Below are 24,725 nucleotides of genomic sequence, written 5' to 3' on the forward strand. Positions count from 1 at the left end.
CGCCATGGGCGAACCCGTCATATCCCTTCGGGGCGTACGCGCCGAGCTGGGTTCGCGCACCGTCCTGCGCGGCATCGACCTCACCGTGCACCGCGGTGAGGTCGTCGCGCTGCTCGGCGCCAACGGCTCCGGCAAGTCGACCGCCGTGCGCAGCATCATCGGCCAGGTGCCCCTCGCGGCCGGCGAGATCGAGCTGTTCGGCACCCCGCGCCGCCGCTTCCGCGACTGGGCGCGGATCGGCTACGTCCCGCAGCGCACCACCGCCGCGGGCGGCGTGCCCGCCACCGTCACCGAGGTCGTCTCCGCGGGCCGGCTGTCCCGCGCCCGCCTCGGCATCCTGCGCAAGGCCGACCACGCGGCCGTCCGCCGCGCCCTGGAACTGGTCGGCATGGCCGACCGCGCCAAGGACTCCGTGGAGGCCCTGTCCGGCGGCCAGCACCAGCGGGTGCTGATCGCCCGCGCGCTCGCCTCCGAACCCGAGCTGCTGATCATGGACGAGCCGATGGCCGGCGTCGACCTGGCCAGCCAGGAGGTGCTGGCGCAGACCCTGCGCACACAGGTCGCCGCGGGCGCCACGGTCCTGCTCGTGCTCCATGAACTGGGCCCGCTGGAGCCCCTGATCGACCGGGCGGTCGTCCTGCGCGACGGCTGCGTCCTGCACGACGGCCCGCCGCCCGAGGCGGTCGGCCAGCACGCCCTGCCCGGCCACGACCACGTCCACCCCCACGCGGCCCATGACGCCGAGCCGATCCGCACGGGACTGCTGAGCTGATGGAATTCCTGAACTACGCCTTCATGCAGCGGGCCCTGATCGCCGCCGTCCTCGTCGGCATCACCGCCCCCGCGATCGGCATCTACCTCGTCCAGCGCCGCCAGGCCCTCATGGGCGACGGCATCGGCCATGTCGCCATGACCGGCGTCGGCCTCGGCTTCATGCTCTCCTGGTCCCCGGTGTGGATGGCCACGCTCGTCTCCGTCGCCGGCGCGGTCCTCATGGAGCTGATCCGCTGGTACGGCCGCACCCGCGGCGACATCGCCCTCGCCATGCTCTTCTACGGCGGTATGGCCGGCGGTGTGATGCTGATCAACCTCGCGCCCGGCGGGGCCAACGCCAACCTGCTGTCGTTCCTCTTCGGCTCCCTGTCCACGGTGTCCGAGTCCGACGTGACCGCCATCTGCGTGCTGGCCGCGTTCGTGATCCTCACCACACTGCTGCTGCGCCGCCAGCTGTTCGCCGTCAGCCAGGACGAGGAGTTCGCCCGGGTCACCGGGCTGCCGGCGCGCGCGCTGAACCTCCTGGTCGCCGTCACGGCCGCGGTGACCGTCACCGTCGCCATGCGCGTGGTCGGCCTGCTGCTGGTCTCGGCGCTGATGGTGGTCCCGGTGGCCGCCGCCCAGCAGATCAGCCGGAGCTTCGCCGCGACCTTCGTCATCGCCGTCGCCATCGGCGTCAGCGTGACCATCGGCGGCACCGTCACCTCGTACTACCAGGACGTTCCGCCCGGCGCGACGATCGTGCTGCTCGCCATCGCGGCCTTCATCACCCTCACCGCGCTCGCCGCTCCGCTGGCCCGCCGCAGGGCCCGTGCGGCGGCCGCCGCACACCCCGCCGGCGATCCCGCGGAGTGCGCGATTCCGGCCACGCGGGGCCCGGAGAAGGAGGTCGGCGTCTGACCGCCCCCCGGCCGGGCTGGCACAATGGCCCGGCAAGGCAAGACGTGAGGAGGCAACCGGTGACGACCGCTGGACCGCCCGTGAAGGGCCGCTCCACCCGGCAGCGGGCCGCTGTGGCGGCCGCCCTCGACGAGGTCGACGAGTTCCGCAGCGCGCAGGAACTGCACGACATGCTCAAGCACAAGGGCGACTCCGTCGGCCTCACCACGGTCTACCGCACCCTCCAGTCCCTCGCCGAGGCCGGCGAGGTCGACGTCCTGCGCACCTCCGACGGCGAGTCCGTCTACCGCCGCTGCTCCACCGGCGAGCACCACCACCACCTCGTCTGCCGCACCTGCGGCAAGGCCGTCGAGGTCGAGGGACCGGCCGTGGAGACCTGGGCCGAGGCCATCGCGGCCGAGCACGGCTATGTCAACGTGGCCCACACCGTGGAGATCTTCGGCACCTGCGCGGAGTGCGCCGCGGCGTGAGCGGGGCGCGGTGCGCCGTCCCACGGCCGGCGCGCCGGCGACCGCGGCTGCGTCGTGGCCGGTCGCGCCACGCGGCGGAGCCGCACATCGATGCAGCCCCGCGCGCCCGGCGGGCGCCGCGTCAGCGGGCCTCGGGGGAGCGGCCCTCCATGGCCAGCAGTTCCTCGTTCGGGATCGCCCCGCCGAACCGGCGGTCGCGGGAGGCGAACTCCAGGCAGGCCCGCCACAGGTCACGGCGGTCGAAGTCCGGCCACAGCACGTCCTGGAAGACCATCTCCGCGTACGCGCTCTGCCACAGCAGGTAGTTGGACGTCCGCTGCTCGCCGCTCGGCCGCAGGAACAGGTCCACGTCCGGCATGTCCGGGTAGTACATGTACTTCTGCAGCGTCTTCTCGTTCACCTTGGACGGGTCCAGCCGCCCGGCGCGGACGTCCTCGGCGAGGGCCTGCGCCGCGTCGGCGATCTCCGCGCGGCCCCCGTAGTTCATGCAGAAGTACAGGGTCAGCAGGTCGTTGTCCTTGGTCTGCTCCTGGGCGACCTGGAGCTCCTTGGCGACCGACTTCCACAGCTTGGGCATACGGCCCACCCAGCGCACCCGGATGCCCAGCTCGTCGAGCTGGTCGCGGGTCTTGCGGATGAAGTCCCGGTTGAAGTTCATCAGGAAGCGCACCTCGTCGGGCGAGCGCTTCCAGTTCTCGGTGGAGAAGGCGTAGAGCGAGATGGCGCCGACACCCATCTCGATGGCGCCCTGGAGCACGTCGAGCACCCGCTCGGCACCGACCTTGTGGCCCTCGGTGCGCGGCAGCCCGCGCTCCTTGGCCCACCGCCCGTTGCCGTCCATCACGATCGCCACGTGCCGGGGGACCAGCTCACCGGGGATCTTCGGCGGCCGCGCGCCGGACGGGTGCGGTTCCGGCGTCCTGTACTCACGGCGCTGGCGCCCCAGGAACCCGCGTACGACCATGGTGTCTCTTCCTTCTTGCTCGCTTGCTACTTCTCGACGTACCGAAGGGAGCGCAGCCCGCGCTCCAGATGCCAGTGCAGATAGGCGGACACCAGCCCGCTCCCCTCCCGCACGTACCGCGGCTCGCACGCGTCCGCGGTCTCCCAGTCTCCCGTGAGCAGTGCGCCCAGCAGTTCCAGGGTCTGCGGCGACGGTACGACACTGCCGGGCACCCGGCAGTCGACACAGACGGAGCCGCCGGAGGCGACGGAGAAGAACCGGTTGGGTCCCGGCATACCGCACTTCGCGCAGTCGCCGAAACTGGGGGCGTAGCCGTTGACGGCGAGGGAGCGCAGCAGGAAGGCGTCGAGCACCAGGTGGGGGGCGTGCTCCCCGCGCGCGAGCGTCCGCAGCGCGCCGACCAGCAGCAGATACTGCTGCACGGCCGGCTCCCCTTCGTGATCGGTGAACCGCTCGGCCGTCTCCAGCATGGCCGTCCCGGCGGTGTACCGGGCGTAGTCGGTGACGATCCCGCCCCCGTACGGTGCGATGGTCTCGCTCTGGGTGCACAGCGGCAGCCCGCGCCCGACCAGTTCGCTCCCCCGCGCGAAGAACTGCACGTCCACGTGCGAGAACGGCTCCAGCCGCGCCCCGAACTTCGACTTCGTCCGCCGCACCCCCCGCGCCACGGCCCGCACCCTGCCGTGCCCCCGTGTGAGCAGCGTGATGATCCGGTCCGCCTCACCCAGCTTCTGGGTGCGCAGCACGATGCCGTCGTCGCGGAACAGACTCATGGCCCCATTCTCCCGTACGCGGGGAGCGGGTGGGACCGGCTCGGGGCCCACCCGGCCACGGTGACGCGGTCGCCCTCCCGCAGCCTGGCCACCGGCGAGCGCCCGGAGGCGGACCCGTACTGCCGCCGAGGCGGACCGTCACCGCCGTCGGCGGTCGCCTCCCGTCCCGCCGAAGCCCCGGACGTACCGGCGCTGCCACGGCGTCTCCACCGCGTGCCGGTCGTAGTGTGCGCGGACGTAGGCCACCGCCTCCTCGGGCGGGACGCCGTCCAGGACGGCGAGGCAGGCCAGGGCGGTGCCGGTGCGGCCGCGACCGCCGCCGCAGGCCAGCTCCACGCGTTCGGTGGCGGCCCGCTCCCACGCCTCGGTGAGCACGGCGCGGGCCTCCTGGCGGTCGGCGGGCAGGCGGAAGTCCGGCCACCGCAGCCAGCGGTGCTCCCAGGGCACCTCGGCCGGCGGACGCCCCAGCAGATACACGCCGTAGCAGGGCAGCGGCGCCGCCGCGTCCAGCGGGTGCCGCAGCCCCCGCCCCCGCACCAGCCGCCCCGACGGCAACCGCAGCACGCCCGGTGTCTCCGCCTCCCACAGCCCAGCCGTCATCGTCCCGCCTCCCGTGAACTCCCCGTCGCCGTCCACCCGCGCCGTCCTGTGCCTGTCCGGACCGTCACATCGCTCCCGGCGTGACCAGTCCCGACTCGTACGCCACGATGACCAGTTGGGCCCGGTCCCGGGCGCCCAGCTTGCCCATGATGCGGCTGACGTGGGTCTTGGCGGTGAGGGGGCTGAGGCCGAGCGCCTCGCCGATCTCGGTGTTGTTCAGGCCGCGCGCGACGAGGGTGAGCACCTCGCGCTCACGGTCGGTGAGGCACTCGGGGCCGGTCTCGGGCGGGGCCGCCGTGGGGCTGCGCAGGAAGCGGGCGATGAGCCGGGAGGTCGGTCCGGGCGAGAGGAGGGCCTCGCCGCCGGCCACCGTGCGGATGGCCTCCAGGAGTTCGGCCGGGCGCGTGTCCTTGACCAGGAAGCCGGAGGCGCCGGCGCGCAGGGCCTCGACGATGTTCTCGTCCGTGTCGTAGGTGGTGAGGACGAGCACCTTCACCCCGGCCAGGTCCTCGTCCGCGGCGATCAGCCGGGTGGCGGCGATGCCGTCGAGGTCGGGCATGCGGATGTCCATCACCACCAGATCGGCGCGTTCCTTGCGGGCCAGTTCGACGGCCTCCCGGCCGGTACCGGCCTGTCCGACGACCTCCATGTCCTGGGCGGACTCGACGAGCATCGCGAATGCGGCCCGTACGAGCGTCTGGTCGTCGGCGAGCAGGACACGGATGGTCACGGGTTCCCTCCCAGGGGAAGTACGGCACTGACCTCGAAACCCTTGCCGGGAAGCGGCCCGGCGTCCAGCGTTCCGCCGACACTGCGCGCCCGTTCGCGCATGCCGACGAGCCCGAAGCCCGGCTTGCCCCCGCCGGTGCCGATGCCGTCGTCGGTGACGGTGACCCGCAGGGCGCCCTCGCCGGCGCGCACCCCGACCCGGATGCCGAGGTTCTGCCGGCCGCCGTGCCGTACGGCGTTGGTGAGGGCCTCCTGAACGATCCGGTAGGCGGCCGCGCCGACGGCGGGCGGTACCTCGTCGGTGGTGACCGTGAGATCGACCTGGGCGCCGGAGACCCGTGCCGCCTCGGCGAGGTCCTGCAGTCCGTGCAGGTCGGGCAGCGGGTCGCGGGCGTCGAGGCTGCCGTGCTCGCGCAGCACCTCCAGGGTGGTGCGCAGTTCGCCGCGGGCGGTGCGGCAGGTCTCGGAGATGTCGTCCAGGGACTTGGCGACGGCCTCGCGGTCCAGGCGCTCGGGGTCGGCGTTGAGGACGTGCGCGGCCACGGAGGTCTGCACGCCGATCAGGGTGATGCTGTGGGCGAGGAGGTCGTGCAGGTCGCGGGCGATGCGCAGGCGTTCCTCGGCGACCCGGCGGCGGGCCTCCTCCTCGCGGGTGCGTTCGGCGCGTTCGGCGCGTTCGACGACGGCGGCGACGTACTGCCGGTAGAACCGCAGGGCGATGCCGATGAAGACCACGGCGATCACCCAGCCGGAGGTGCGCAGCGCCTCGGCGGCCCGGTGTTTGTTGACGATCATCATGATGGTCAGCGCCAGGGACAGGCCGGTGCCGCTGGCGAGGACGGTGTAGAGGGGCCGGCAGGTGACGGCGACGGTGTACACCGCGATGACCGAGACGGGGAGCGGGGCGGTGTGGTTGTTGTCGAGGGCGTGGTACAGCAGCAGCATGGCCGCCACCCCGACCAGTACCGGCAGCGGGTGGCGCCGCCGCCACACGACCAGCGCCTGTGCGGTCAGCAGCAGGATCCAGCCGACGGTGTCCGGGCGCCGGACCGGGTCGGTGGTGAGGGCGACGACAACGGCGTAGGCGGTGCTCGCGAGGGCCAGGAGGATGTCGTTGCGGGTGGCGTTCGGGGCGGTGCGCGGGTCGCGGTTGATCACCGCCATGATCCGCTCGCCGACATGGGGTTTGCGTTCTGCTTCGGGCACGGTCTCATCCTCCGTGACAGGGGCGCCCCTCCGGCAAGGGAGGGGCGCCCACAGGTTTCACACGGGTGAAGGTGTCAGACGCGCTCCGGCTCCCGCACCTCGGGTTCGGGTGCCGCTGCCGGCTTGGACATCTGACCCGGCCACCACACCTTCCGGCCGAGCGCGACGCTGGCGCTGGTGACCAGGTAGGTGCGGACGAGGAAGGTGTCGAGGAGGACACCGATCGCGATGACGAAGCCGAGCTCGACGAGCGAGACGAGGCCCATGTTCATCAGGACCGCGAAGGTGGCGGCGAGGACGAGGCCCGCGGAGGCGATGACACCGCCGGTGGTGCGCAGGGCGGTGAGCGCGGCCTCGGTGGGTTCGGCGCCGTTCAGGGACTCCTCACGCATGCGGTGCATCAGGAAGATGCCGTAGTCGACGCCGAGGGCCACCAGGAAGACGAAGGACAGCAGGCCCAGGGCGGGGTCGGTGCCCTCGAAGCCGAACACCGACTCGAACACCAGCCCGCCGATGCCGAGGGAGGCGCCCCACACCGCGACCACCGCGGCGACCAGCATCAGCGGGGCGACCAGCGAGCGCAGCAGCGCGATCAGGATGAGCAGGACGAAGAGGAGGACGAGCGGCACCACGACCTTCTGGTCACGGGCGTTGGTCTTCTCCAGGTCGATCTGCTGGGCGCTGGCGCCGCCGACGTAGGAGCCGTCCAGCTTCTCGCGCAGATCCTTGATGGTGCGGGTCTCGGCGTCCGACTGCGGCGGGGCGGCGGCGGTCACCGACACCTCGGTCCAGCCGTCCCCGGTCCGGCCGAGGCGGGCGGAGGCGACACCGTCGGTGGTGTTGACGGCCTCGAGGGTGGCGTCGGCGCGGTCCGCCGGGGTCATGATCGTGATGGGCTGGCCGGAGCTCTCGGGGTAGGCGTCGGCCAGCGTCAGCATGGCGGAGATGGACTCCGGCCGGTCGACGAAGGAGTCCTCCTGCTTGAGGTCGGCGGGCAGGTTCAGGGTGCCGAGAGCGAGCGCGCCGAGGGCGACGGCACCCGCCACGAGGACGGCCACGGGGCGGCGTCCGGCGGAGCTGCCCATCGCGGAGAACAGCGAGCGGCGCTCCTTGGGGGTGCTGCCGAAGGCCGGGATGATCGGCCAGAAGACGCGGCGGCCGACCAGGACCAGGATCGCGGGCAGCAGGGTGAGCATGGCGATCAGGGCGCACAGCACGCCGACGGCGCCGAGGGGGCCCATGCCGCGGTTGGAGTTGAGGTCGGCGGCGAGCAGGCACAGCAGGCCGGCGCCGACGGTGCCGGAGGAGGCGATGACGGCGGGTCCGCAGCCGCGCAGGGCGGCCTTCATGGCGTCGTACGGGCGCTCGATGCGGCGCAGTTCCTCGCGGTAGCGGGAGACGATGAGCAGGGCGTAGTCGGTGCCGGCGCCGAAGACGAGGATCGTCATGATGCCGGTGCCCGCGCCCGAGATGGAGATGTCGAAGGCTTGGTTGAGGCCGTAGGCGACGCCCATGGAGAGGTAGTCGGCCATGCCGGCGACCATCAGCGGGATCAGCCACAGGATGGGGCTGCGGTAGATGATGATCAGCAGGACGGCGACGACGGCGACGGTGGTGTAGAGCAGCGGGCCGTCGAGGGACTCGTACACCTTCTGCGAGTCACGGGTGACCGCGCCGGGACCGCCGACCTCGACGGACAGGCCGTCGGCGGAGCGGGCGACCTCACGGACGTCGTCGACGAACTCGTTGCGCAGGTCCTCGTCGTCACCCGGTTCGTTGGTGTTGACCGGGTACATGAGGGTCGTGCCGTCCTTGGACGGGATGCCCTGCGGGGTCTCGGTCAGCTTGTGCTCGCCGGCGATCCGGTCGACCTGCCGGTCGGCGGTGGCGCGGTCGGCGGGGGTGAGGCCGCCGTCGCGCTGGTAGACGAGGACGAGCTGGGTGGTCTCGCCGCCGGGCAGCCGGTCCTGGAGTTCGGCCACCTGGGTGGAGTCGGCGTTGGCGGGCAGGTAGTCGGTGACGCGGTCACGCTGGACGTCGGCGAGCTTGCCGGCGAACGGCGCGGCGACCGCGAGCACACCGATCCACAGCGCGAGCAACAGCCATGGCACGGCCCTCCGCTGTGTCCGTGTCTTTTCGGCCTCCATGGATCGGGCCCCTCCCTTTGGCGCGGATGTCTGACGTGGGTCCAGACTCCCGCTCGGGAAGCGCCGAATCGTCGCACGTGCGGGCGAGTTCGGGGGTACTGCGCGGGGTGGCACGGGGCGGGCGTTACTCCTGAGGGAGTAAAGGCGGGATCAGGACGGCGATCCGCCGGCGGCCGGTGGAAGGGGAGGGCGGATCAGGAGGGCAGGTCCGCAGCGGTCAGCAGTCGGGTGATGTCGTCGGCCGTGATGGTGAGGGCGGAGCCCACCGTGGCGAGCACCTCGCGCTCGGCGGGCGTGTAGGGCCCGTCGGCGAGGGCGATGCGGGCGCCCTGCAGCAGGATGGCCTCGCGGCCGGCGGGGGCGAGGTGCGGGGCGAGCGGGTCCAGGGCCTCGTGCAGTTCTATGGCGAGGCCGGGTCCGCAGGGGGCGCCGTAGACCCGGCCGGTGTCGGCGGCGAGGGCCTCGACGAGGGCGTTGAGCTGGTCCTCGGTGCAGTCGTCGAAGCCGGCCCGGCGCACGGCGCAGGCGGCGGCGGTCAGGGACAGCCGGGCGCGGGGCCCGCCGCCGGCGGCCAGCACGGCGAGGGCGACGGTGTGCACGGCGTCGCGGAGCATCGCGGAGAGGCGGCTGGTGGTGGGGTGGTCGAGGACGTCCGTGCCGTACTGCCGGTGGCAGGCGGCGCACTCGACGGCCGGCCCGGTCTCGCCGCGCGGCAGGACGGGCACGCCCAGCAGGGTGAAGCGGCGGCGTCCGGTGAGCCGCTGGTAGTTGCGGTCGCCCCCGCAGCCGGGGCAGAAGAACTGCCCGTCGCCGACCACCGTCCATGCGGTGCGGGTGCCCAGGATGCGCGCAGCCTTGCCGGCTCGGCCGTCTCGTCCCCGTCCTGGCAGCACGTCGCACCTCCCTAACCGCGCGGCAACATCGCCGCGCTGGCGTGATGTTAGCCACATTGCGGAGCCGTAGTCAGCACCCCGAACGAGACCTTTCCGTGACCTGTACAGGGAGATGGCCGGAAACCGACGGCCCCGCCCGCCGGAGCACGGCAGGCGGGGCATGGAACGCCGGGCGGGGCGGCGCCGGTGCGAGGGGCGCGGGGAACTGCGCGACAAGCCACGCCGGCGCCGCAGCAACCCGACGACCCGACGCGGCACTCCCTACCGGGTTGCCCGGTTGACGGCGGAGACGACCGCCTTCAGCGAGGCGCGCGTCGTGTTCGCGTCGATCCCGATGCCCCACAGCACCTTGTCCCCGATGGCGCACTCGATGTAGGACGCGGCCTGCGCGGACGCGCCCTCGCTCATCGTGTGCTCCTGGTAGTCCAGCAGCCGGGCGTCGACGCCGATGCCCTGCAGCGCGTGGAAGAAGGCGGAGATCGGACCGTTGCCGGTGCCGACCAGCGTGAGCTCCTCGCCGTCGACGACGGCCTCCACGGTCAGCGTGTCCACGCCGTCCTTGTCGGTGGTGGACTGGCCGGCCTTCAGCTGGATGCGGCCCCACGGGTTGTCCGGGTTCGGCAGGTACTCGTCCTGGAAGACCGCCCAGATGTCCTTCGGCGTGACCTCGCCGCCCTCGGCGTCGGTCTTGGCCTGGATCAGCCTGGAGAACTCGATCTGCATCCGGCGCGGCAGGTCCAGCTTGTGGTCGTTCTTCAGGACGTAGGCGATACCGCCCTTGCCGGACTGCGAGTTGACGCGGATGACCGCCTCGTAGGAGCGGCCGACGTCCTTGGGGTCGATCGGCAGGTACGGGACCGCCCACTCGATGTCGTCGACGCTGACGCCCTTGGCGGCCGCCTCGGCCTCCATGGCGTCGAAGCCCTTCTTGATGGCGTCCTGGTGGGAGCCGGAGAAGGACGTGTAGACCAGGTCGCCCACGTACGGGTGGCGCGGGTGGACCTCCATCTGGTTGCAGTACTCCCACGTACGGCGGATCTCGTCGATGTCGGAGAAGTCGATCTGCGGGTCGACGCCCTGGGAGAACAGGTTCATGCCCAGGGTGACCAGGTCGACGTTGCCGGTGCGCTCGCCCTGGCCGAACAGGCAGCCCTCGACGCGGTCGGCGCCGGCCATCAGCGCCAGCTCGGCCGCCGCGACCGCCGTACCCCGGTCGTTGTGCGGGTGCACCGACAGGCAGACGTACTCGCGGCGGGAGAGGTTGCGCCCCATCCACTCGAAGCGGTCGGCGTGCGTGGACGGCGTCGAACGCTCCACGGTGGCGGGCAGGTTGAGGATGATCTCGCGGTCCGGGCCGGGCTGCCAGACGTCCATGACCGCCTCGCAGACCTCCAGCGCGAAGTCCAGCTCGGTGTCGGTGAAGATCTCGGGGCTGTACTGGTAGCCGAACTCGGTCTCCGGGCCCAGCAGCTTCTCGGCGTACTCCATCACCAGACGGGTGCCGTCGACGGCGATCTGCTTGATGTCGTCCTTGGAGCCGCGGAAGACCACGCGCCGGAACACGGGCGCGGTGGCGTTGTACAGGTGGACGGTTGCGCGCTTGGCGCCCTTCAGCGACTCGACGGTCCGCTCGATCAGGTCCTCGCGGGCCTGGGTCAGTACGGAGATCGTGACGTCGTCCGGGATCGCGCCCGGCTCCTCGATGATCGACCGTACGAAGTCGAAGTCGGTCTGGCCGGAGGCGGGGAAGCCGACCTCGATCTCCTTGTAGCCCATCTTGACCAGCTGGTCGAACATCCGGCGCTTGCGCTCGGGCGACATGGGGTCGATCAGGGCCTGGTTGCCGTCGCGCAGGTCGGTGGACAGCCACCGGGGCGCGGCGGTGATCCGCCGGTTGGGCCAGGTGCGGTCGGGGATGTCGACCTGCTCGTAGCGGCCGTACTTGTGGATCGGCATGGAGGTGGGCTGCTGGCGGTTCGCCATGTCTGCGGGGCTCCTCAGGATGTCCGGAAGGACGGCCGACGACGCAACGCGAAGCTCCGCGGGGAGGGAGTCGACCTGGACTACAGGCCCTCGCCGCGGCAGCTAAGAAGAAGCAGCCCGAAACGCATGATGCGCAGCATGCTAGCCGAGCCCTTCCGGCTGCGGAGGTCCGTATCAGTATGCGGGACCCGGGCGCCATATCGGACAAAAAGTGCGCCATACCACTTTCGCCGGCTCCGGAGGGGCCGCTCGCCCCGCATTTCACCGATCATGGTTGCACGTAGTGACAACCCTGTCACTCAGTGCGATGGTCCTGGCATGACGACGAACGGGGGCTTTCAGCCCGTCTTCTGCACCATCGTCCCGCCCCACGTCCTGGACAAGCTCGCCCGGGCCGAGGACCCCGCGGTGGCCGGCCCCGCCCGCCGCACCCTCCAGCGCGACGCCTTCGAGCGCACCCAGCGCCGCCTGACCACGGTGATCGGCGCCCCCGCGGCCACCCCGCCCGCGGACGCCGAGGCCGGCAGGCCGCACCGCACGATCTACGACGCCCGGCACCGGACCGCCCTGCCCGGCGAGAAGGTCCGCGCCGAGGGCGACGAGCCCGGCAGGGACGCCACCGTCAACCGCGCCTACGCGGGCCTCGGCGCCACCTACGAGCTGTTCCTCACCGCCTTCGAGCGCGACTCCATCGACGGCTCGGGCCTGCCGCTGAACGCCACGGTCCACTACGACGAGGACTACAACAACGCCTTCTGGAACGGCGAGCAGATGGTGTTCGGCGACGGCGACGGCGAGATCTTCCTCGACTTCACCCTCGCCGTCGACGTCATCGGCCACGAACTCGCCCACGGCGTCACCCAGTACACCGCCAACCTCGCCTACTTCGGCCAGTCCGGCGCCCTCAACGAATCGATGTCGGACGTCTTCGGCTCCCTGATCAAGCAGAGGACGCTCGGCCAGACCGCCGCCGAGGCCGACTGGCTGATCGGCGCGGGCCTGCTCGCCCCGCGCGTCACCGGCCAGGCGCTGCGCTCGATGAAGGCACCGGGCACGGCGTACGACGACGACGTGCTCGGCAAGGACCCGCAGCCGGCGACGATGGCGGACTACGTCCACACCGGCCGCGACAACGGCGGTGTGCACATCAACTCCGGCATCCCCAACCACGCCTTCTACCTCGCCGCCACCGCCCTCGGCGGCCACGCCTGGGAACGCGCGGGCCGCGTCTGGTACGACGTGCTGACCGGCGGCGAACTGACGGAGGACGCCCTCTTCGCCGACTTCGCCACGCTCACCGTCAAGGCGGCCCGCGACCGCTACGGCGCGGGCGACGAACTCACCGCCGTCACCAAGGCATGGGAGCAGGTCGGCGTGCGCACGCTGTAGTTCCGTACTAGACAGGGACCCATGCGGATTCAGGTGAGGCGCACCGGAGGTTTCGCGGGCATCGAGCGGCACGCCGAGGTGGACACCTCGGGGCGCCCGGACGCCCAGGAGTGGCACGCCCTGGCCGAACGCGCGGTGGCGGACGGCCGGGGCACGCCTCCGGTCGGCGTGCCCGACGGGTTCAGCTACCAGATCACGGTGGACGGCAGGACGGTGTACTGCGCCGACCCCCGGCTGACCGACGAACAGCGCAGGCTGATCGGCATGGTGCTCAAGGAAGGCGCGTAACAGGCGTTCGCCGCCCGCCCGTTGACTTCCGTCACCCCCGGTACGGATGATCCGGCGTATGGCGACCGACGCGATGCCTCAGTTCCCGGCCGGCTTCCTGTGGGGCGTGTCCACCTCGGCCCACCAGATCGAGGGCGCGGCCGACGAGCGCGGGCCGTCCGTCTGGGACGCGTTCACGGCCGAGCCGGGCAGGATCAAGGACGGCTCCACGGCGGCGGTGGCCTGCGACCACGTCCACCGCCACCGCGAGGACGTGGCCCTGCTGTCGGGCCTGGGCGTGAACGCGTACCGCTTCTCGGTCTCCTGGCCGCGGGTGCTCTGCGCCGGCGGCCTGGACTTCTACGACCGCCTGGTGGACGACCTGTGCGCGGCGGGCGTACGCCCCGTCCCCACCCTCTTCCACTGGGACCTCCCGGCCGGCCTCGACTGGCTGGACCGGGACACGGCCGCGCGGCTCGGGGAGTACGTGGCGACGGTCGCCGCCCGCCTGGGCGACCGCGTGGCCACCTGGATCACCCTCAACGAACCCGCCGAACACACCCTCCTCGGCCATGCCCTCGGCGTCCACGCGCCGGGCAGGCGGCTGCTGTTCGACGCCCTTCCGGTCGCCCACCACCAGCTCCTCGCCCACGGCCTCGCCGTCCAGGCCCTGCGCGCGTCCGGTGCCGGCGGCATCGGCATCGCCAACTCCCACGGTCCGACCTGGCCGGCGTCCGAGGAGCAGGCCGACCGGGAGGCGGCGGACTTCTACGACCTCCTGCTCAACCGCCTCTTCGCCGACCCCGTGCTCCTCGGTGCCTACCCGGACGGCATCGCCGACGCGATGCCGGGCGATGTCACCGCCGACCTCAAGGTGATCGGCGAACCCCTGGACTGGTACGGCGTCAACTACTACGCCCCCACCAAGGTGGGCGCCCCCCAGGGCACGGAGATCGACTTCGGCGGCGTCCGCATGCCCGCCGAACTCCCCTTCTCGGTGCGGCGGATCGAGGACACCCCCCTGACGGACTTCGGCTGGCCGGTGGTGCCGCAGGCCCTGACCGAACTCCTCACCGCCTTCCACCACCGCTACGGCGACCGCCTCCCCCCGATCGTCATCACCGAGAACGGCTGCTCCTACGACGGCCTGGACGACCAGCCCCGCATCACCTACCTCGACACCCACATCCGCGCCCTGCACCGGGCGATCGAGGCCGGTGTGGACGTCCGCGGCTACTTCGTCTGGTCCCTGCTGGACAACTTCGAATGGGCGGAGGGCTACACCCAGAGGTTCGGCCTGGTCCACGTGGACCACGAGACACAGCGACGCACCCCGAAGGCGTCGTACGCGTGGTACCGGGACTTCTTGAGAAAGCAGCGGTGAACGCCCCTGAGGGGCACGGGGAACTGCGCGACAAGTCACGCCGAACCCGCGGCCGCCGGACGACGACAAGCCCCCACGGCGCTCAGGCCCCGGACAGCCCCGCCCGCACGGACGCCTCGGCCCGCCCCGCCTCGTCCCCCGCCGCCACGGCGAAGTCCCGCAACAACCCGGCGAGCACATCGTCCGGCCCGTACACCCCGATGACGTACCCCGCCCGGTCCAGCTGCGCCAACCCGTGCATCGAGACGAACAACTGCCGCACCAGCAGATCCGCATCGGCGCCCGCAGCGAACCGCCCCGCCGCAACGCACCGGCGAATCGCATCGCGGGGATACCGCAGCATCCCCACCCCCATCTGCCGGTCCTCCGCACCGAGCTCGAACCCGGCGAGGGAGGACCCCCCGAACATCACGGCATACACGGCGGGCTCCGCACGGGCGAACTCCTGATACACCCGGCACAGCCCCGCCAGCTCGGCGACGGGATCGGGCCCGTCGTCGGGGACGGCCCGCGCGCGGCGGTCGAACCGCACGTACCCCTCCCGCATGACCTCCCGCACCAGCCCCGCCATCGACCCGAAGTGCGTGTAGACGGCCATGGTGGACGCACCGACGGCCTTCACGAGCCGACGGGCGCTGAGCGCGGCGGGCCCCTCCTCGGCGAGGACACGGGCGGCTTCGTCGAGCAGGAGGCGGCGGACATCGGGGCTTGACACGAGGCGAGCGTAACGCTGTTATGGGTATAACGCCGTTATGACGGCGTTATGGCGAGGACGGGGGCCGGACATGTTCGTGAAAGGCATGCGGGAACGGCTGATACGGCTGCCCGAGGCGGCGGGCGAGAACACGGGGCTGACGGAGGGCAAGGAGCCACCGCTGCGGCTCGCGCTGATCGGGGACTCGGTGGCCGCGGGCGTGGGGGCCGCGGACCACCGCGAGGCGATGGCCGGGCAGATCGCCGAGGCCCTGACGGGGCTGACCGGCCGGGCCGTGTCCTGGCGGGTGGCGGCGCGCGCAGGGGCCACGCTGGCGGCGGTGCGGCGCGGGATGCTGCCGGGGCTGACGGACCCGGTGAGCCGGTGGCGTCCGGACGTGGTGCTGGTCGTCGCCGGGACCAACGACGCGATGCGGCTGCGCCGGCCGCGCGCGTTCCGCCGGGAGGCCGAGCGCCTGGTGCGCGACATCCGGCTGCGCCTCGGGGAGGACGTGCCCGTGGTGTTCGCGGGCCTGCCCGACCTGGACACCGTGGACACACTGCCGGCCCGCGTCCGCGTACCGCTGGCGCTCTACGTCCGTGTCCTGGACCACCAGCTGAAGACGGCGGCCACGAGGGGAGCCGCCGTCTTCCATCTCCCCTCCGGCGGCCCGCCCCGGCACCCCGGCGACTGGTTCGCCGCCGACCGCTTCCACCCGTCGGCCGACGGCTACCGCGCCTGGTCCAGGGTCCTGGCCGCCCGCCTGGCGACCCTGACGGAGTCTCCGGCCTAGGGAGCCCGGCCCCAGGAGCCAGGGGCGCCGCGCCGCTAGAAGCCGAGCTTGCGCAGCTGCTTGGGGTCGCGCTGCCAGTCCTTGGCGACCTTCACATGCAGATCCAGGAAGACCGGCGTACCCAGCAGCGCCTCGATCTGCTTGCGCGACTTGATGCCGACCTCCTTCAGGCGCTTGCCCTTGGGGCCGATGATGATGCCCTTCTGGGAGGGGCGTTCGATGTAGACGTTGGCGTGGATGTCGAGGAGCGGCTTGTCGGCGGGGCGGTCCTCGCGCGGCAGCATCTCCTCGACGACGACGGCGATCGAGTGCGGCAGCTCGTCGCGGACGCCCTCCAGGGCCGCCTCGCGGATCAGCTCCGCGATCATGACCTGCTCGGGCTCGTCGGTGAGGTCGCCCTCGGGGTAGAGCGCGGGGCCCTCGGGCAGCATCGGGATCAGCAGGTCGGCCAGCAGGTCGACCTGCTTGTTCGCGGTCGCCGACACCGGCACGATCTGCGCCCACTCGATGCCCAGCTCCTTGCCCAGCTGGTCGATGGCGATCAGCTGCTCGGCGAGGGCCTTGGAGTCGACCAGGTCCGTCTTGGTGACGATGGCGACCTTCGGGGACTTCTTGATCCCGGCCAGCTCCTTGGCGATGAAGCGGTCACCGGGACCGATCTTCTCGTTCGCCGGGAGACAGAAGCCGATCACGTCGACCTCGGCCCAGGTGGTCCGTACGACGTCGTTCAGCCGCTCGCCCAGCAGGGTGCGCGGCTTGTGGAGGCCGGGGGTGTCCACCAGGATCAGCTGGGCGTCCGGCCGGTGCACGATCCCCCGTACCGTGTGCCGCGTGGTCTGCGGCTGGTTGGCGGTGATCGCCACCTTCTGCCCGACCAGAGCGTTCGTGAGGGTGGACTTGCCCGCGTTGGGGCGGCCCACGAAGCAGGCGAAGCCGGCCCGGTGGACTGCCTCGGCCGACTGCTCGGATGACTGGGTGCGAACGCTCATGCGCCCATTCTCCCTGATCCCCGAAGCCCCGCCGCACCACGCGCCCCCACCGGCTCGCCCCAGGAGCCTCCGCAATCCCGTCCGCAACGCAGCGTGGCCAGTGGTGACGGCCTTACGGTGCACGCGGGGACCGCATACGATCACGGCGTCCCAGGGCCACGCCGCCCCGGTCGCCCCCTCCCCCGTCCACCGCCCAGAAGGTCAGGCCGCAGGCATGAAGCTCATCACCGCGATCGTCAAGCCGTACCGCCTCGACGAGGTGAAGAACGCCCTCCAGGGACTCGGCGTGCAGGGCCTGACCGTCAGCGAGGCCAGCGGGTACGGCCGCCAGCGCGGCCACACGGAGGTCTACCGCGGCGCCGAGTACCAGATCGACCTCGTCCCCAAGGTCCGCATCGAGGTCGTCGTCGAGGACGCCGACGCCGAGACCGTCATGGACGCCGTCGTCGAGGCCGCCCGCACCGGCAAGATCGGCGACGGCAAGGTGTGGGCGCTGCCGGTGGAGACGGTCGTACGGGTCCGGACGGGCGAGCGGGGCCCGGACGCGCTGTAGGGATCAGCCGGCCGTGACGGTGGTGTGCACGGTCCCGTCCGGACCGGCCACCAGCACCGGCGTCCGCGCACCGCCGAGGTCCCGTACCGCGGCCCGGTCCTGGTCGGAGACGCCGCCGGACTCGGTCACCACGGCCGCCGCCTCCAGGGACCGCGCCCCCGACGCCACCGCCATCGCCACCGCCGTCTGCAGGGCGCTCAGCCGCAGCGAGTCCAGCGCCACCGTCCCGGCGACATAGGTGCGGCCGGTGTCGTCACGGACGGCAGCGCCCTCGGGCACGCCGTTGCGGGCGCGGGCCGAACGGGCCAGCGTGACGATCTTGCGGTCCTCGGGGTCGAGCGCGTTGCTGTCGGTCATGGCTTGAGGATACGTAGGCATCCGCGCCTCACCCCGCCACGGGGTACATCGCCCCGCGCCGCCCCTCGGGGCCCGCCAGCCACTCCAGTTTGGCCGCGGTGTTCGCCTCGTCCAGCGGGGCGTGCAGGACGATCGTGAGGTCGGGGCGGGCCGGCACCTTCATGGCCGTGGCCTCCAGGACCATCAGCCCGACCAGCGGATGGTCCAGCTCCCTGCGCAGCTGCCCCGCGTCCTCGATGTCCCGCTCCTCCCACAGCGCGGCGAACTCCTCGCTGGCCTCCTTCACCCGCGCCACCACCTCCTGGAAGCCCTCGTCGTCCGGGCAGGCCGAGCAGGCGGCCCGGAACTGGGCGACGACCGTGCGCGCGCTGCGCTCCCAGTTCTCGCGCCGGGAGCGGTGCATGGGCGCGGTGAAGAAGTCGACGATGCAGTTCCGCGGGGCCCCCGGCCCCAGGCCGAGCACCACGGCCGCGGCGTCGTTGTACATCACATAGTTGTGGTACATGTCCATGATGTGCGCCGGATACGGCATCCAGGTGTCGATCAGCCGCCGCAGCCCGTCGCACAGCACGTCCCGCTGGTCCGGGGGGACTTCGGGCACGGGCGGGTTCAGCCCCGCGAGCACGTACAGGTGCCGGCGCTCGGCGCCGGACAGCCGCAGCACCCGGGCGACGGCGTCCAGGACCTGCGGGGAGACGGAGATGTCCCGGCCCTGCTCCAGCCACTGGTACCAGGAGGCGCCGACCCCGGCGAGCACCGCGACCTCCTCGCGGCGCAGCCCCGGCGTGCGGCGCCGCCCGCCGCCGTCCGGGAGGCCCGCCTCGGCCGGGGAGATCCGGGCCCGACGGCTCATCAGGAACTTCTTCAGCTCGCTGCGCCGATGCCTGTCCAGCGCGTCGTCGGCCACCCGCCACTCCCCCTCGTACGTCCAGCCTGGTGGTGCCACCACCAGCACAACTTGCCGCTCCCCAGGGCTATTCCGGGGTCCGCAGGATCAGGGACATGGCGATCGACACCGCATCACCCACCTCCCCGGCCCCTTCGCTCGACACGGCCCCTCGGCTGTCGAGACGCGACCGGCTCGTCCTGTTCGTCCTGTGCGCCGCCGGCTTCATGGTCGCGCTGGACTTCTCCGTCCTGAACGTGGCCCTGCCGGACCTGGGCGCGGACCTCGGCATGAGCCATTCCGCGCTCCAGTGGGCGGTGACGGCGTTCGCGCTCCCCTCGGGCGGCTTCCTGCTGCTGTTCGGCCGGGTCGGCGACCTCTACGGCCGCCGCAGGCTGTTCCTGGCCGGCCTCGCCCTGTTCGCGGCGGCCTCGGTGCTGGCGACCGTCGCCTGGGACCCGGCGTCCTTCCTCGCCGGGCGTGCCCTGCAAGGGGTGGGCGCGGCGGCGATCGTGCCGACCGGCATGTCACTGCTGACGACGACGTTCCCCGAGGGCCCCGCCCGTGACCGGGCGCTGGGCATCTCCGGCACCCTGATGTCGCTGGGCTTCACCGTCGGCATGGTGGCCGGCGGAGTCCTCACCGACCTGCTGGGCTGGCGCTCCACGATGGGCCTGCTGGCCGTGGTCGCGATGGTCGTGCTGCCGCTGGCGCCCGGTCTGCTGCCCGAGTCCCGCACTCCGCAGCGGCCGCGTCTGGACGTGCCCGGCGCGGTCACCGTCACCGGGGGCCTGCTGTCACTGATCTACGCCCTGTCGACGGCCGCCGAACGCGGCTTCGGGGAGACGGACGTGCTCGTCACGCTGGTCGTGGGCCTGCTACTGCTCGCCGTGTTCGCGGTGGTGGAGACCCGCAGCGCGGCGCCGCTGGTGTCGCTGCCGATGCTGCGCCGGCGCACGGTGGCGTGGGGCAACCTGGGCGGGCTGGTCACCTTCTCGATGATGCCGACGGTGGTCTTCGTGCTCACCCTGTACCTCCAGGAGGTCCTGCGGCTGTCGGCGTTCGAGACGGGTCTGGTCTTCGGGTTCCAGGGCGTGCTGTCGGTGGTGGCGGGCTCCCTCACCCCGAGGGTGGTCGCGCGGTTCGGCGCCCGCCGCACCCTGGTCGGCTCGCTGGCAGGGCAGGGTGCGCTGACCGCCGGGCTGCTGGGCCTGAACGCCCACACCTGGTCGGTGTGGCTCGCCGTGGCGGCGGTCTCGCTGGCCAGCATGTTCCATCTGGGCGCGATCATCTCGTACGGCCTGACCGCCACCTCCGGTGTCCCGGACGAGGAGCAGGGCCTGGCCACCGGTCTGGTCACCTCCACCCAGCAGGTCGGGATCACGCTGGGCATCCCGCTGCTGGGTGTGCTGGCGACGACGGCGGACGATCTGCTGTCCGGGGTGCGCACGGTGATCGCGCTGGACGCGGCGATCGTGCTGGTGGCGGCGGTGCTGGTGGGTCTGGGGCTGCGGCGGGGTCAGTCCAGGGTCTGAACGATCTCGCTGCGCGCGGCCGTGTGCACGACACGGCCGCGCGCGCCGTTGACCAGGGGGAGGTAGGGGGCCACATGGCCGCACTCCACGTCGGCGACGATCGGCACGCCGAGCGGGCCGAGGGCGTCCAGGACGGCCTCGTGCTGGGTGAGGGTGCTGCCGTCGGGGCCGGAGCTGCGGCCGACGAGCACGGCGTTCGCGCCCTCGAAGAACCCGGCCAGCCGCATGCCGTGCAGCGCCCGGCAGACGGTGTAGGCGTCACTGCCGCCCGACTCGACGTAAACGAGCGTCCCTCCGTCGGCGGCCAGCGGGGACGGGTCCAGGTACCGCGTCCCGGCGAAGCCGCCGAGCGTCTCCAGGCATCCGCCGATCAGCCGGCCGCTCACGTCCACGTCGCCGGGGCCGTCCAGGCGGGTCCAGCGGCCGGGGGTGTCGAGGGTGAACTCGCGGATGTCGGGGTGCACGGTGTAGTCGTCCCAGCCGGAGGACCGGTACCGGCCGGGCGGAGTCTGCCGGAGCGGCTCGCCCTGGGGCGCGGTGACGAGGTCGAACCAGGACAGCAGGCCCTTTGGCGTCCGGTAGGGGGTGTCCATGAGGTTGTTGCCGTGGACGGTCGCGACGCCGGTCAGCAGGGTGAGCGGGGTGAGGATCGTGGACATGTCGGACCAGCCGACGAGCCAGGTCGGCTCGGCCCGGCCGATCCGTTCGAAGTCGAGCAGCGGCAGCAGGTCGACCGCCGTCTCCCCGCCCCACGGCGGGATCACCGCCCGGATCGCCGGGTCGGTCAGCATCTCGGTGAGCTCGGCCGCCCGTTCGGCGGCGGGGGCGCTGATGTGCGTGGAGCCGTCCATGCACCGGCCGACGACCACCTCGTACCCGCGCTGCTCGATGTCCCGGAGCGCCACCTCAAGACGGCCCTTCATCGCCTCGGGCACCCCGCTGGACGGGGAGGTCACACCGACACGGTCACCGGGGCGCAGCGGGCGCGGGTATCGAACGCTCATGCGCCGGATTCTGACACGGGGTCACCTGACCGGGGCAACAGGGTTACGGCCGGTCCAGGCGCAGCCGGTCGGCCCTCGGCAGGCCGGCCACCACCAGGTCGTAGGAGTCCTCGATGAGCTCGCGGACGAGGCGGTCGGGGAGGCTGCCGTCGACGGTGACGGTGTTCCAGTGGCGCTTGTTCATGTGGTAGCCGGGGATGATCAGGCCCTCGTGCTCGGCGCGCAGGCGGACGGCGTCCTCGGGGTGGCACTTGAGGTTGACCTTCAGGGGGAGGTCGTCGATCCAGCTCAGGGCGAACATCCTGCCCCGGACCCGGAAGACGGAGATCTCCGGGCGGAAGGGGAAGTCCTCGACGGCGGCGTTGAAGGAGAGGCAGAAGGTGCGCAGCTCCTGGGGCGTCACTCCGGCGCCTCCGGGGTCCCGGCCGGGGCCACCGGCTCCACCAGGACGGTCGCGATCTTGTTCCGGCGCCCGGCGGACGCCTCGGCGGTCAGGCGCAGCGCGCGGCCGTCGGGGAGCTCGACGGCCGAGGAGGCGCCGGCGATGGGGACGCGGCCGAGGGCCTTGGCGAGCAGGCCGCCGACGGTCTCCACGTCCTCGTCGTCGTACTCCTCCAGTCCGTACAGCTCGCCGAGGTCGGTGATGTCCAGGCGGGCGGTGACGCGGTAGCGGTCCTCGCCGAGCGGCTCGACGGGCGGGAGTTCGCGGTCGTACTCGTCGGTGATCTCGCCGACGATCTCCTCCAGGATGTCCTCGATGGTGACGATGCCGGCGGTGCCGCCGTACTCGTCGATCACCACGGCGACGTGGTTGCGCTGCTTCTGCATCTCGCGCAGCAGGTCACCGGCGTTCTTGGTGTCCGGCACGAAGAACGCCGGGCGCATCGCGGTGGACACCAGCTCGCTCTCGGCCTCGCGGCTGATGTGCGTCTTGCGGACGAGGTCCTTGAGGTAGACGATCCCGACGATGTCGTCCTCGCTCTCGCCGGTCACGGGTATCCGGGAGAAGCCGGAGCGCAGGGCGAGCGTGAGGGCCTGGCGGATGGTCTTGTAGCGCTCGATGACGATCAGGTCGGTGCGCGGGACCATCACCTCGCGCACGAGGGTGTCACCGAGCTCGAAGACGGAGTGCACCATGCGGCGCTCCTCGTCCTCGATCAGGGACTCCTGCTCGGCGAGGTCGACGAGGGCGCGCAGCTCGGCCTCGGAGGCGAAGGGGCCGTGGCGGAAGCCCTTGCCGGGGGTGAGGGCGTTGCCGAGGAGGATCAGCAGCGACGGGATCGGGCCCATCACCCGGGCCAGCGGCAGCAGGACGTACGCGGCGGCGGTGGCCGTGTGCAGCGGGTGCTGGCGGCCGATGGTGCGCGGGGAGACGCCGACGGCGACGTACGACACGAGCACCATGACCGCGATGGCCACGAGCAGGGCCTGGGCGGTGGAGCCGAACTCCTCCAGGCAGGCGTAGGTGACCAGGGCCGCGGCCGCCATCTCGCAGGCGACGCGGACCAGCAGGGCCACGTTGAGGTAGCGGGTGGGGTCGGCGGCCACCTGCGCCAGCTTGGCGCTGCCGCGGCGGCCGGACTTCACGGCCTCGTCGGCGCGGAAGCTGGAGACGCGGGCGATACCGGCCTCCGCGCAGGCGGCGAGCCAGGCGACGACGACCAGGAGGACGGCGCCGAGGACGAGTTGGGGACTCATGACCGGGCGGACCGCCTAGGAGACGGTCGGGGCGGGGGACGGGCCGGTCAGGCCCTTCTCCGCGCGCCAGCCGTCCACGATGGCCGCCTGGAGGCCGAACATCTCGGCCTTCTCGTCCGGCTCCTCGTGGTCGTAGCCCAGCAGGTGCAGCACACCGTGGACGGTGAGCAGCTGGAGCTCCTCGTCCATGGTGTGCTGCGTGGGTGCTTCCTCGCCCTGCTTCTTGGCGACCTCGGGGCACAGCACGATGTCGCCGAGCAGGCCCTGCGGGGGCTCGTCGTCGTCCTTCGTGGGCGGGCGCAGCTCGTCCATGGGGAAGGACATGACATCGGTCGGCCCGGGCAGGTCCATCCACTGGATGTGCAGCTGCTCCATGGCGTCGGCGTCCACGACGATCACCGAGAGCTCGGAGAGCGGGTGGATGCGCATCCGTGCGAGTGCGTAGCGGGCGATGTCGAGGATCGCCTGCTCGTCGACCTCGGTTCCGGACTCGTTGTTGACGTCGATCGACATGGTGCTGCTCGGTCTACTTCCCCTTGTGCCCGGCCTTGCCCCGGCCGCCCTTGTGCGTGCCGTTCTCCGTGCCGTGCTTGTCGTCGTACTTCTCGTACGCGTCGACGATACGGCCCACCAGCTTGTGCCGGACGACATCGTGGGAGGAGAGCCGGGAGAAGTGGACGTCCTCGACGCCGTCCAGGATCTCCTGCACCTGGCGGAGGCCGGACTTGGTGCCGCCGGGCAGGTCGACCTGGGTCACGTCACCCGTGATCACGATCTTCGAGTCGAAGCCGAGGCGGGTGAGGAACATCTTCATCTGTTCGGGGCTGGTGTTCTGGGCCTCGTCCAGGATGATGAAGGCGTCGTTGAGGGTGCGGCCGCGCATGTAGGCGAGCGGCGCGACCTCGATCGTCCCGGCGGCCATCAGGCGGGGGATGGAGTCGGGGTCGATCATGTCGTGCAGCGCGTCGTAGAGCGGGCGCAGGTAGGGGTCGATCTTCTCGTAGAGCGTGCCCGGCAGGAAGCCGAGCCGCTCGCCGGCCTCGACCGCGGGGCGGGTCAGGATGATCCGGTTGACCTGCTTGGACTGCAGGGCCTGGACCGCCTTGGCCATGGCGAGATAGGTCTTGCCGGTACCGGCGGGGCCGATGCCGAAGACGATGGTGTGCTTGTCGATCGCGTCGACGTAGCGCTTCTGGTTGAGCGTCTTGGGGCGGATGGTGCGGCCGCGCGAGGACAGGATGTTCTGCGTGAGCACCGAGGCCGGGGTCTCTTCCTGGCCTTCGCCGTTCTCGCTCGCCCTCAGCATGGCGATCGAGCGTTCCACTGCGTCCTCCGTCATCGGCTGCCCGGTGCGGAGCACCAGCATCATCTCGTCGAACAGGCGCTGTATCAGGGCGACTTCCGCCGGGTCGCCGACCGCGCTGATCTCATTGCCCCGGACGTGGATGTCGGCCGCCGGGAAGGCCGTCTCGATCACGCGCAGCAGGGAGTCGCCGGACCCGAGCACGGTGACCATCGGATGCTGGGCGGGGACGGTGAACTGCGCTCGCGCCTGCCCCTGCGCAGGGCTGTGAGCTGTGGGTGTCTGAGTCATGGGCCGGCTCTGAAGCCTGCGTTTCCTCCTCTTCACGGCCGCGTGGCTGAGGGCGGCCTCGCGCTTCCAGGGTACGACGGGGGCCGGGGAACGCCGTAGGGCTTTTCGCCGGGGGGGTGGGGGGTGGTTGCGGTCGTGGCCGG

At 71.9% G+C, this 24,725-nt stretch carries 26 protein-coding genes; 9 read left to right on the top strand and 17 right to left on the bottom strand.

The window, feature by feature from the left end; genetic code table 11:
• Positions 1-4: 4 nt before the first annotated feature.
• The 3 genes from ACSU6M_RS11200 to ACSU6M_RS11210 are packed head-to-tail and all read left to right on the top strand — an operon-like array spanning position 5 to position 2,144.
• Complete coding sequence (locus ACSU6M_RS11200) at positions 5-772, top strand: metal ABC transporter ATP-binding protein (protein ID WP_437075102.1); 768 nt, start codon at positions 5-7, stop codon at positions 770-772.
• On the top strand, positions 772-1,674 hold the full coding sequence (locus tag ACSU6M_RS11205; protein ID WP_437069204.1) for a metal ABC transporter permease: 903 nt from the start codon (positions 772-774) through the stop codon (positions 1,672-1,674). The genes ACSU6M_RS11200 and ACSU6M_RS11205 overlap by 1 nt, the downstream gene beginning before the upstream one ends.
• Before the next feature lie 59 nt (positions 1,675-1,733).
• Positions 1,734-2,144 carry a Fur family transcriptional regulator gene (locus ACSU6M_RS11210; RefSeq protein ID WP_437069206.1) on the top strand — a complete coding sequence of 137 codons (411 nt, stop codon included), beginning with the start codon at positions 1,734-1,736 and terminating at the stop codon, positions 2,142-2,144.
• Between the two features lie 121 nt (positions 2,145-2,265).
• Here ACSU6M_RS11210 and ACSU6M_RS11215 read toward each other — a convergent pair whose 3' ends face one another.
• From ACSU6M_RS11215 to leuA, 8 genes are all read right to left on the bottom strand, one after another.
• Positions 2,266-3,108 carry an isoprenyl transferase gene (locus tag ACSU6M_RS11215; RefSeq protein WP_437069207.1) on the bottom strand — a complete coding sequence of 281 codons (843 nt, stop codon included), beginning with the start codon at positions 3,106-3,108 and terminating at the stop codon, positions 2,266-2,268.
• A 26-nt stretch (positions 3,109-3,134) separates the two neighbouring features.
• Positions 3,135-3,881: a DNA repair protein RecO gene (recO, locus tag ACSU6M_RS11220; RefSeq protein WP_196462843.1), complete on the bottom strand. Its 747-nt coding sequence runs from the start codon at positions 3,879-3,881 to the stop codon at positions 3,135-3,137.
• A gap of 138 nt (positions 3,882-4,019) precedes the next feature.
• A complete protein-coding gene (locus tag ACSU6M_RS11225) occupies positions 4,020-4,481 on the bottom strand; it encodes a protein-tyrosine phosphatase family protein (RefSeq protein ID WP_437069208.1) in 462 nt (153 codons plus the stop codon).
• A gap of 64 nt (positions 4,482-4,545) precedes the next feature.
• Positions 4,546-5,211, bottom strand: a complete 666-nt coding sequence (locus ACSU6M_RS11230) for a response regulator (RefSeq protein ID WP_437069210.1) — start codon at positions 5,209-5,211, stop codon at positions 4,546-4,548.
• The gene (locus ACSU6M_RS11235) at positions 5,208-6,416 is read right to left on the bottom strand and encodes a sensor histidine kinase (RefSeq protein WP_437069212.1); all 1,209 of its coding nucleotides are present in this window, start codon (positions 6,414-6,416) and stop codon (positions 5,208-5,210) included. The genes ACSU6M_RS11230 and ACSU6M_RS11235 overlap by 4 nt, the downstream gene beginning before the upstream one ends.
• A gap of 74 nt (positions 6,417-6,490) precedes the next feature.
• The gene (locus ACSU6M_RS11240; RefSeq protein WP_437069214.1) at positions 6,491-8,563 is read right to left on the bottom strand and encodes an MMPL family transporter; all 2,073 of its coding nucleotides are present in this window, start codon (positions 8,561-8,563) and stop codon (positions 6,491-6,493) included.
• 194 nt (positions 8,564-8,757) lie between these two features.
• Complete coding sequence (locus ACSU6M_RS11245) at positions 8,758-9,456, bottom strand: TerB family tellurite resistance protein (RefSeq protein ID WP_437069215.1); 699 nt, start codon at positions 9,454-9,456, stop codon at positions 8,758-8,760.
• Positions 9,457-9,717: 261 nt separating this feature from the next.
• A complete protein-coding gene (gene leuA, locus ACSU6M_RS11250) occupies positions 9,718-11,439 on the bottom strand; it encodes a 2-isopropylmalate synthase (RefSeq protein ID WP_437069217.1) in 1,722 nt (573 codons plus the stop codon).
• Between the two features lie 318 nt (positions 11,440-11,757).
• Here leuA and ACSU6M_RS11255 point away from each other — a divergent pair, with 318 nt between their 5' ends.
• Genes ACSU6M_RS11255 through ACSU6M_RS11265 form a run of 3 tightly spaced genes read left to right on the top strand, consistent with a single transcriptional unit; the run spans position 11,758 to position 14,479 of the window.
• Positions 11,758-12,828: a M4 family metallopeptidase gene (locus tag ACSU6M_RS11255; RefSeq protein WP_437069218.1), complete on the top strand. Its 1,071-nt coding sequence runs from the start codon at positions 11,758-11,760 to the stop codon at positions 12,826-12,828.
• A 21-nt stretch (positions 12,829-12,849) separates the two neighbouring features.
• On the top strand, positions 12,850-13,116 hold the full coding sequence (locus tag ACSU6M_RS11260) for a protealysin inhibitor emfourin (protein ID WP_437069219.1): 267 nt from the start codon (positions 12,850-12,852) through the stop codon (positions 13,114-13,116).
• Positions 13,117-13,162: 46 nt separating this feature from the next.
• On the top strand, positions 13,163-14,479 hold the full coding sequence (locus ACSU6M_RS11265) for a GH1 family beta-glucosidase (protein WP_437069221.1): 1,317 nt from the start codon (positions 13,163-13,165) through the stop codon (positions 14,477-14,479).
• A gap of 82 nt (positions 14,480-14,561) precedes the next feature.
• Here ACSU6M_RS11265 and ACSU6M_RS11270 read toward each other — a convergent pair whose 3' ends face one another.
• On the bottom strand, positions 14,562-15,194 hold the full coding sequence (locus ACSU6M_RS11270) for a TetR/AcrR family transcriptional regulator (protein WP_437069223.1): 633 nt from the start codon (positions 15,192-15,194) through the stop codon (positions 14,562-14,564).
• 70 nt (positions 15,195-15,264) lie between these two features.
• Here ACSU6M_RS11270 and ACSU6M_RS11275 point away from each other — a divergent pair, with 70 nt between their 5' ends.
• On the top strand, positions 15,265-15,966 hold the full coding sequence (locus ACSU6M_RS11275) for an SGNH/GDSL hydrolase family protein (protein ID WP_437069225.1): 702 nt from the start codon (positions 15,265-15,267) through the stop codon (positions 15,964-15,966).
• Positions 15,967-16,001: 35 nt separating this feature from the next.
• Here ACSU6M_RS11275 and era read toward each other — a convergent pair whose 3' ends face one another.
• The gene (era, locus tag ACSU6M_RS11280) at positions 16,002-16,955 is read right to left on the bottom strand and encodes a GTPase Era (RefSeq protein WP_437069226.1); all 954 of its coding nucleotides are present in this window, start codon (positions 16,953-16,955) and stop codon (positions 16,002-16,004) included.
• 214 nt (positions 16,956-17,169) lie between these two features.
• Between era and ACSU6M_RS11285 the strand changes: the two genes are divergently transcribed.
• On the top strand, positions 17,170-17,508 hold the full coding sequence (locus ACSU6M_RS11285) for a P-II family nitrogen regulator (RefSeq protein WP_437069227.1): 339 nt from the start codon (positions 17,170-17,172) through the stop codon (positions 17,506-17,508).
• A gap of 3 nt (positions 17,509-17,511) precedes the next feature.
• On the opposite strand, the gene ACSU6M_RS11290 is transcribed toward ACSU6M_RS11285, so the two are convergent.
• Both ACSU6M_RS11290 and ACSU6M_RS11295 read right to left on the bottom strand, forming a co-directional pair.
• Complete coding sequence (locus tag ACSU6M_RS11290; protein WP_437069228.1) at positions 17,512-17,865, bottom strand: cytidine deaminase; 354 nt, start codon at positions 17,863-17,865, stop codon at positions 17,512-17,514.
• Between the two features lie 28 nt (positions 17,866-17,893).
• Complete coding sequence (locus ACSU6M_RS11295) at positions 17,894-18,718, bottom strand: helix-turn-helix transcriptional regulator (RefSeq protein WP_437075103.1); 825 nt, start codon at positions 18,716-18,718, stop codon at positions 17,894-17,896.
• 149 nt (positions 18,719-18,867) lie between these two features.
• On the opposite strand from ACSU6M_RS11295, the gene ACSU6M_RS11300 reads away from it, so the two are divergent.
• A complete protein-coding gene (locus tag ACSU6M_RS11300; RefSeq protein ID WP_437069229.1) occupies positions 18,868-20,286 on the top strand; it encodes an MFS transporter in 1,419 nt (472 codons plus the stop codon).
• Here ACSU6M_RS11300 and ACSU6M_RS11305 read toward each other — a convergent pair.
• Genes ACSU6M_RS11305 through ACSU6M_RS11325 form a run of 5 tightly spaced genes read right to left on the bottom strand, consistent with a single transcriptional unit; the run spans position 20,271 to position 24,582 of the window.
• A complete protein-coding gene (locus ACSU6M_RS11305; protein WP_437069231.1) occupies positions 20,271-21,290 on the bottom strand; it encodes a S66 family peptidase in 1,020 nt (339 codons plus the stop codon). The genes ACSU6M_RS11300 and ACSU6M_RS11305 overlap by 16 nt on opposite strands.
• 43 nt (positions 21,291-21,333) lie before the next feature.
• Positions 21,334-21,693, bottom strand: a complete 360-nt coding sequence (locus ACSU6M_RS11310) for an MmcQ/YjbR family DNA-binding protein (protein WP_437069233.1) — start codon at positions 21,691-21,693, stop codon at positions 21,334-21,336.
• Positions 21,690-22,988, bottom strand: a complete 1,299-nt coding sequence (locus tag ACSU6M_RS11315) for a hemolysin family protein (RefSeq protein WP_437069234.1) — start codon at positions 22,986-22,988, stop codon at positions 21,690-21,692. The genes ACSU6M_RS11310 and ACSU6M_RS11315 overlap by 4 nt, the downstream gene beginning before the upstream one ends.
• Positions 22,989-23,003: 15 nt before the next feature.
• Positions 23,004-23,501 (bottom strand): rRNA maturation RNase YbeY, encoded by a 498-nt coding sequence (ybeY, locus tag ACSU6M_RS11320; RefSeq protein WP_437069236.1) that lies wholly within the window; start codon positions 23,499-23,501, stop codon positions 23,004-23,006.
• A gap of 13 nt (positions 23,502-23,514) precedes the next feature.
• Positions 23,515-24,582, bottom strand: a complete 1,068-nt coding sequence (locus ACSU6M_RS11325; protein ID WP_437069238.1) for a PhoH family protein — start codon at positions 24,580-24,582, stop codon at positions 23,515-23,517.
• Positions 24,583-24,725: the final 143 nt, after the last annotated feature.

Source organism: Streptomyces sp. enrichment culture, from assembly GCF_964272895.1.
GTDB lineage: Bacteria > Actinomycetota > Actinomycetes > Streptomycetales > Streptomycetaceae > Streptomyces.

Excerpts from the sequence above, each read along its gene's own strand:
- ACSU6M_RS11200 (WP_437075102.1), top strand. The coding sequence starts at position 5 with ATGGGCGAACCCGTCATATCCCTTCGGGGCGTACGCGCCGAGCTGGGT.
- ACSU6M_RS11205 (WP_437069204.1), top strand. The coding sequence starts at position 772 with ATGGAATTCCTGAACTACGCCTTCATGCAGCGGGCCCTGATCGCCGCC.
- ACSU6M_RS11215 (WP_437069207.1), bottom strand. The coding sequence starts at position 3,108 with ATGGTCGTACGCGGGTTCCTGGGGCGCCAGCGCCGTGAGTACAGGACG.
- recO (WP_196462843.1), bottom strand. The coding sequence starts at position 3,881 with ATGAGTCTGTTCCGCGACGACGGCATCGTGCTGCGCACCCAGAAGCTG.
- ACSU6M_RS11225 (WP_437069208.1), bottom strand. The coding sequence starts at position 4,481 with ATGACGGCTGGGCTGTGGGAGGCGGAGACACCGGGCGTGCTGCGGTTG.
- ACSU6M_RS11240 (WP_437069214.1), bottom strand. The coding sequence starts at position 8,563 with ATGGAGGCCGAAAAGACACGGACACAGCGGAGGGCCGTGCCATGGCTG.
- leuA (WP_437069217.1), bottom strand. The coding sequence starts at position 11,439 with ATGGCGAACCGCCAGCAGCCCACCTCCATGCCGATCCACAAGTACGGC.
- ACSU6M_RS11255 (WP_437069218.1), top strand. The coding sequence starts at position 11,758 with ATGACGACGAACGGGGGCTTTCAGCCCGTCTTCTGCACCATCGTCCCG.
- ACSU6M_RS11260 (WP_437069219.1), top strand. The coding sequence starts at position 12,850 with ATGCGGATTCAGGTGAGGCGCACCGGAGGTTTCGCGGGCATCGAGCGG.
- ACSU6M_RS11265 (WP_437069221.1), top strand. The coding sequence starts at position 13,163 with ATGATCCGGCGTATGGCGACCGACGCGATGCCTCAGTTCCCGGCCGGC.
- ACSU6M_RS11275 (WP_437069225.1), top strand. The coding sequence starts at position 15,265 with ATGTTCGTGAAAGGCATGCGGGAACGGCTGATACGGCTGCCCGAGGCG.
- era (WP_437069226.1), bottom strand. The coding sequence starts at position 16,955 with ATGAGCGTTCGCACCCAGTCATCCGAGCAGTCGGCCGAGGCAGTCCAC.
- ACSU6M_RS11285 (WP_437069227.1), top strand. The coding sequence starts at position 17,170 with ATGAAGCTCATCACCGCGATCGTCAAGCCGTACCGCCTCGACGAGGTG.
- ACSU6M_RS11290 (WP_437069228.1), bottom strand. The coding sequence starts at position 17,865 with ATGACCGACAGCAACGCGCTCGACCCCGAGGACCGCAAGATCGTCACG.
- ACSU6M_RS11295 (WP_437075103.1), bottom strand. The coding sequence starts at position 18,718 with ATGAGCCGTCGGGCCCGGATCTCCCCGGCCGAGGCGGGCCTCCCGGAC.
- ACSU6M_RS11300 (WP_437069229.1), top strand. The coding sequence starts at position 18,868 with ATGGCGATCGACACCGCATCACCCACCTCCCCGGCCCCTTCGCTCGAC.
- ACSU6M_RS11305 (WP_437069231.1), bottom strand. The coding sequence starts at position 21,290 with ATGAGCGTTCGATACCCGCGCCCGCTGCGCCCCGGTGACCGTGTCGGT.
- ACSU6M_RS11315 (WP_437069234.1), bottom strand. The coding sequence starts at position 22,988 with ATGAGTCCCCAACTCGTCCTCGGCGCCGTCCTCCTGGTCGTCGTCGCC.
- ybeY (WP_437069236.1), bottom strand. The coding sequence starts at position 23,501 with ATGTCGATCGACGTCAACAACGAGTCCGGAACCGAGGTCGACGAGCAG.
- ACSU6M_RS11325 (WP_437069238.1), bottom strand. The coding sequence starts at position 24,582 with ATGACTCAGACACCCACAGCTCACAGCCCTGCGCAGGGGCAGGCGCGA.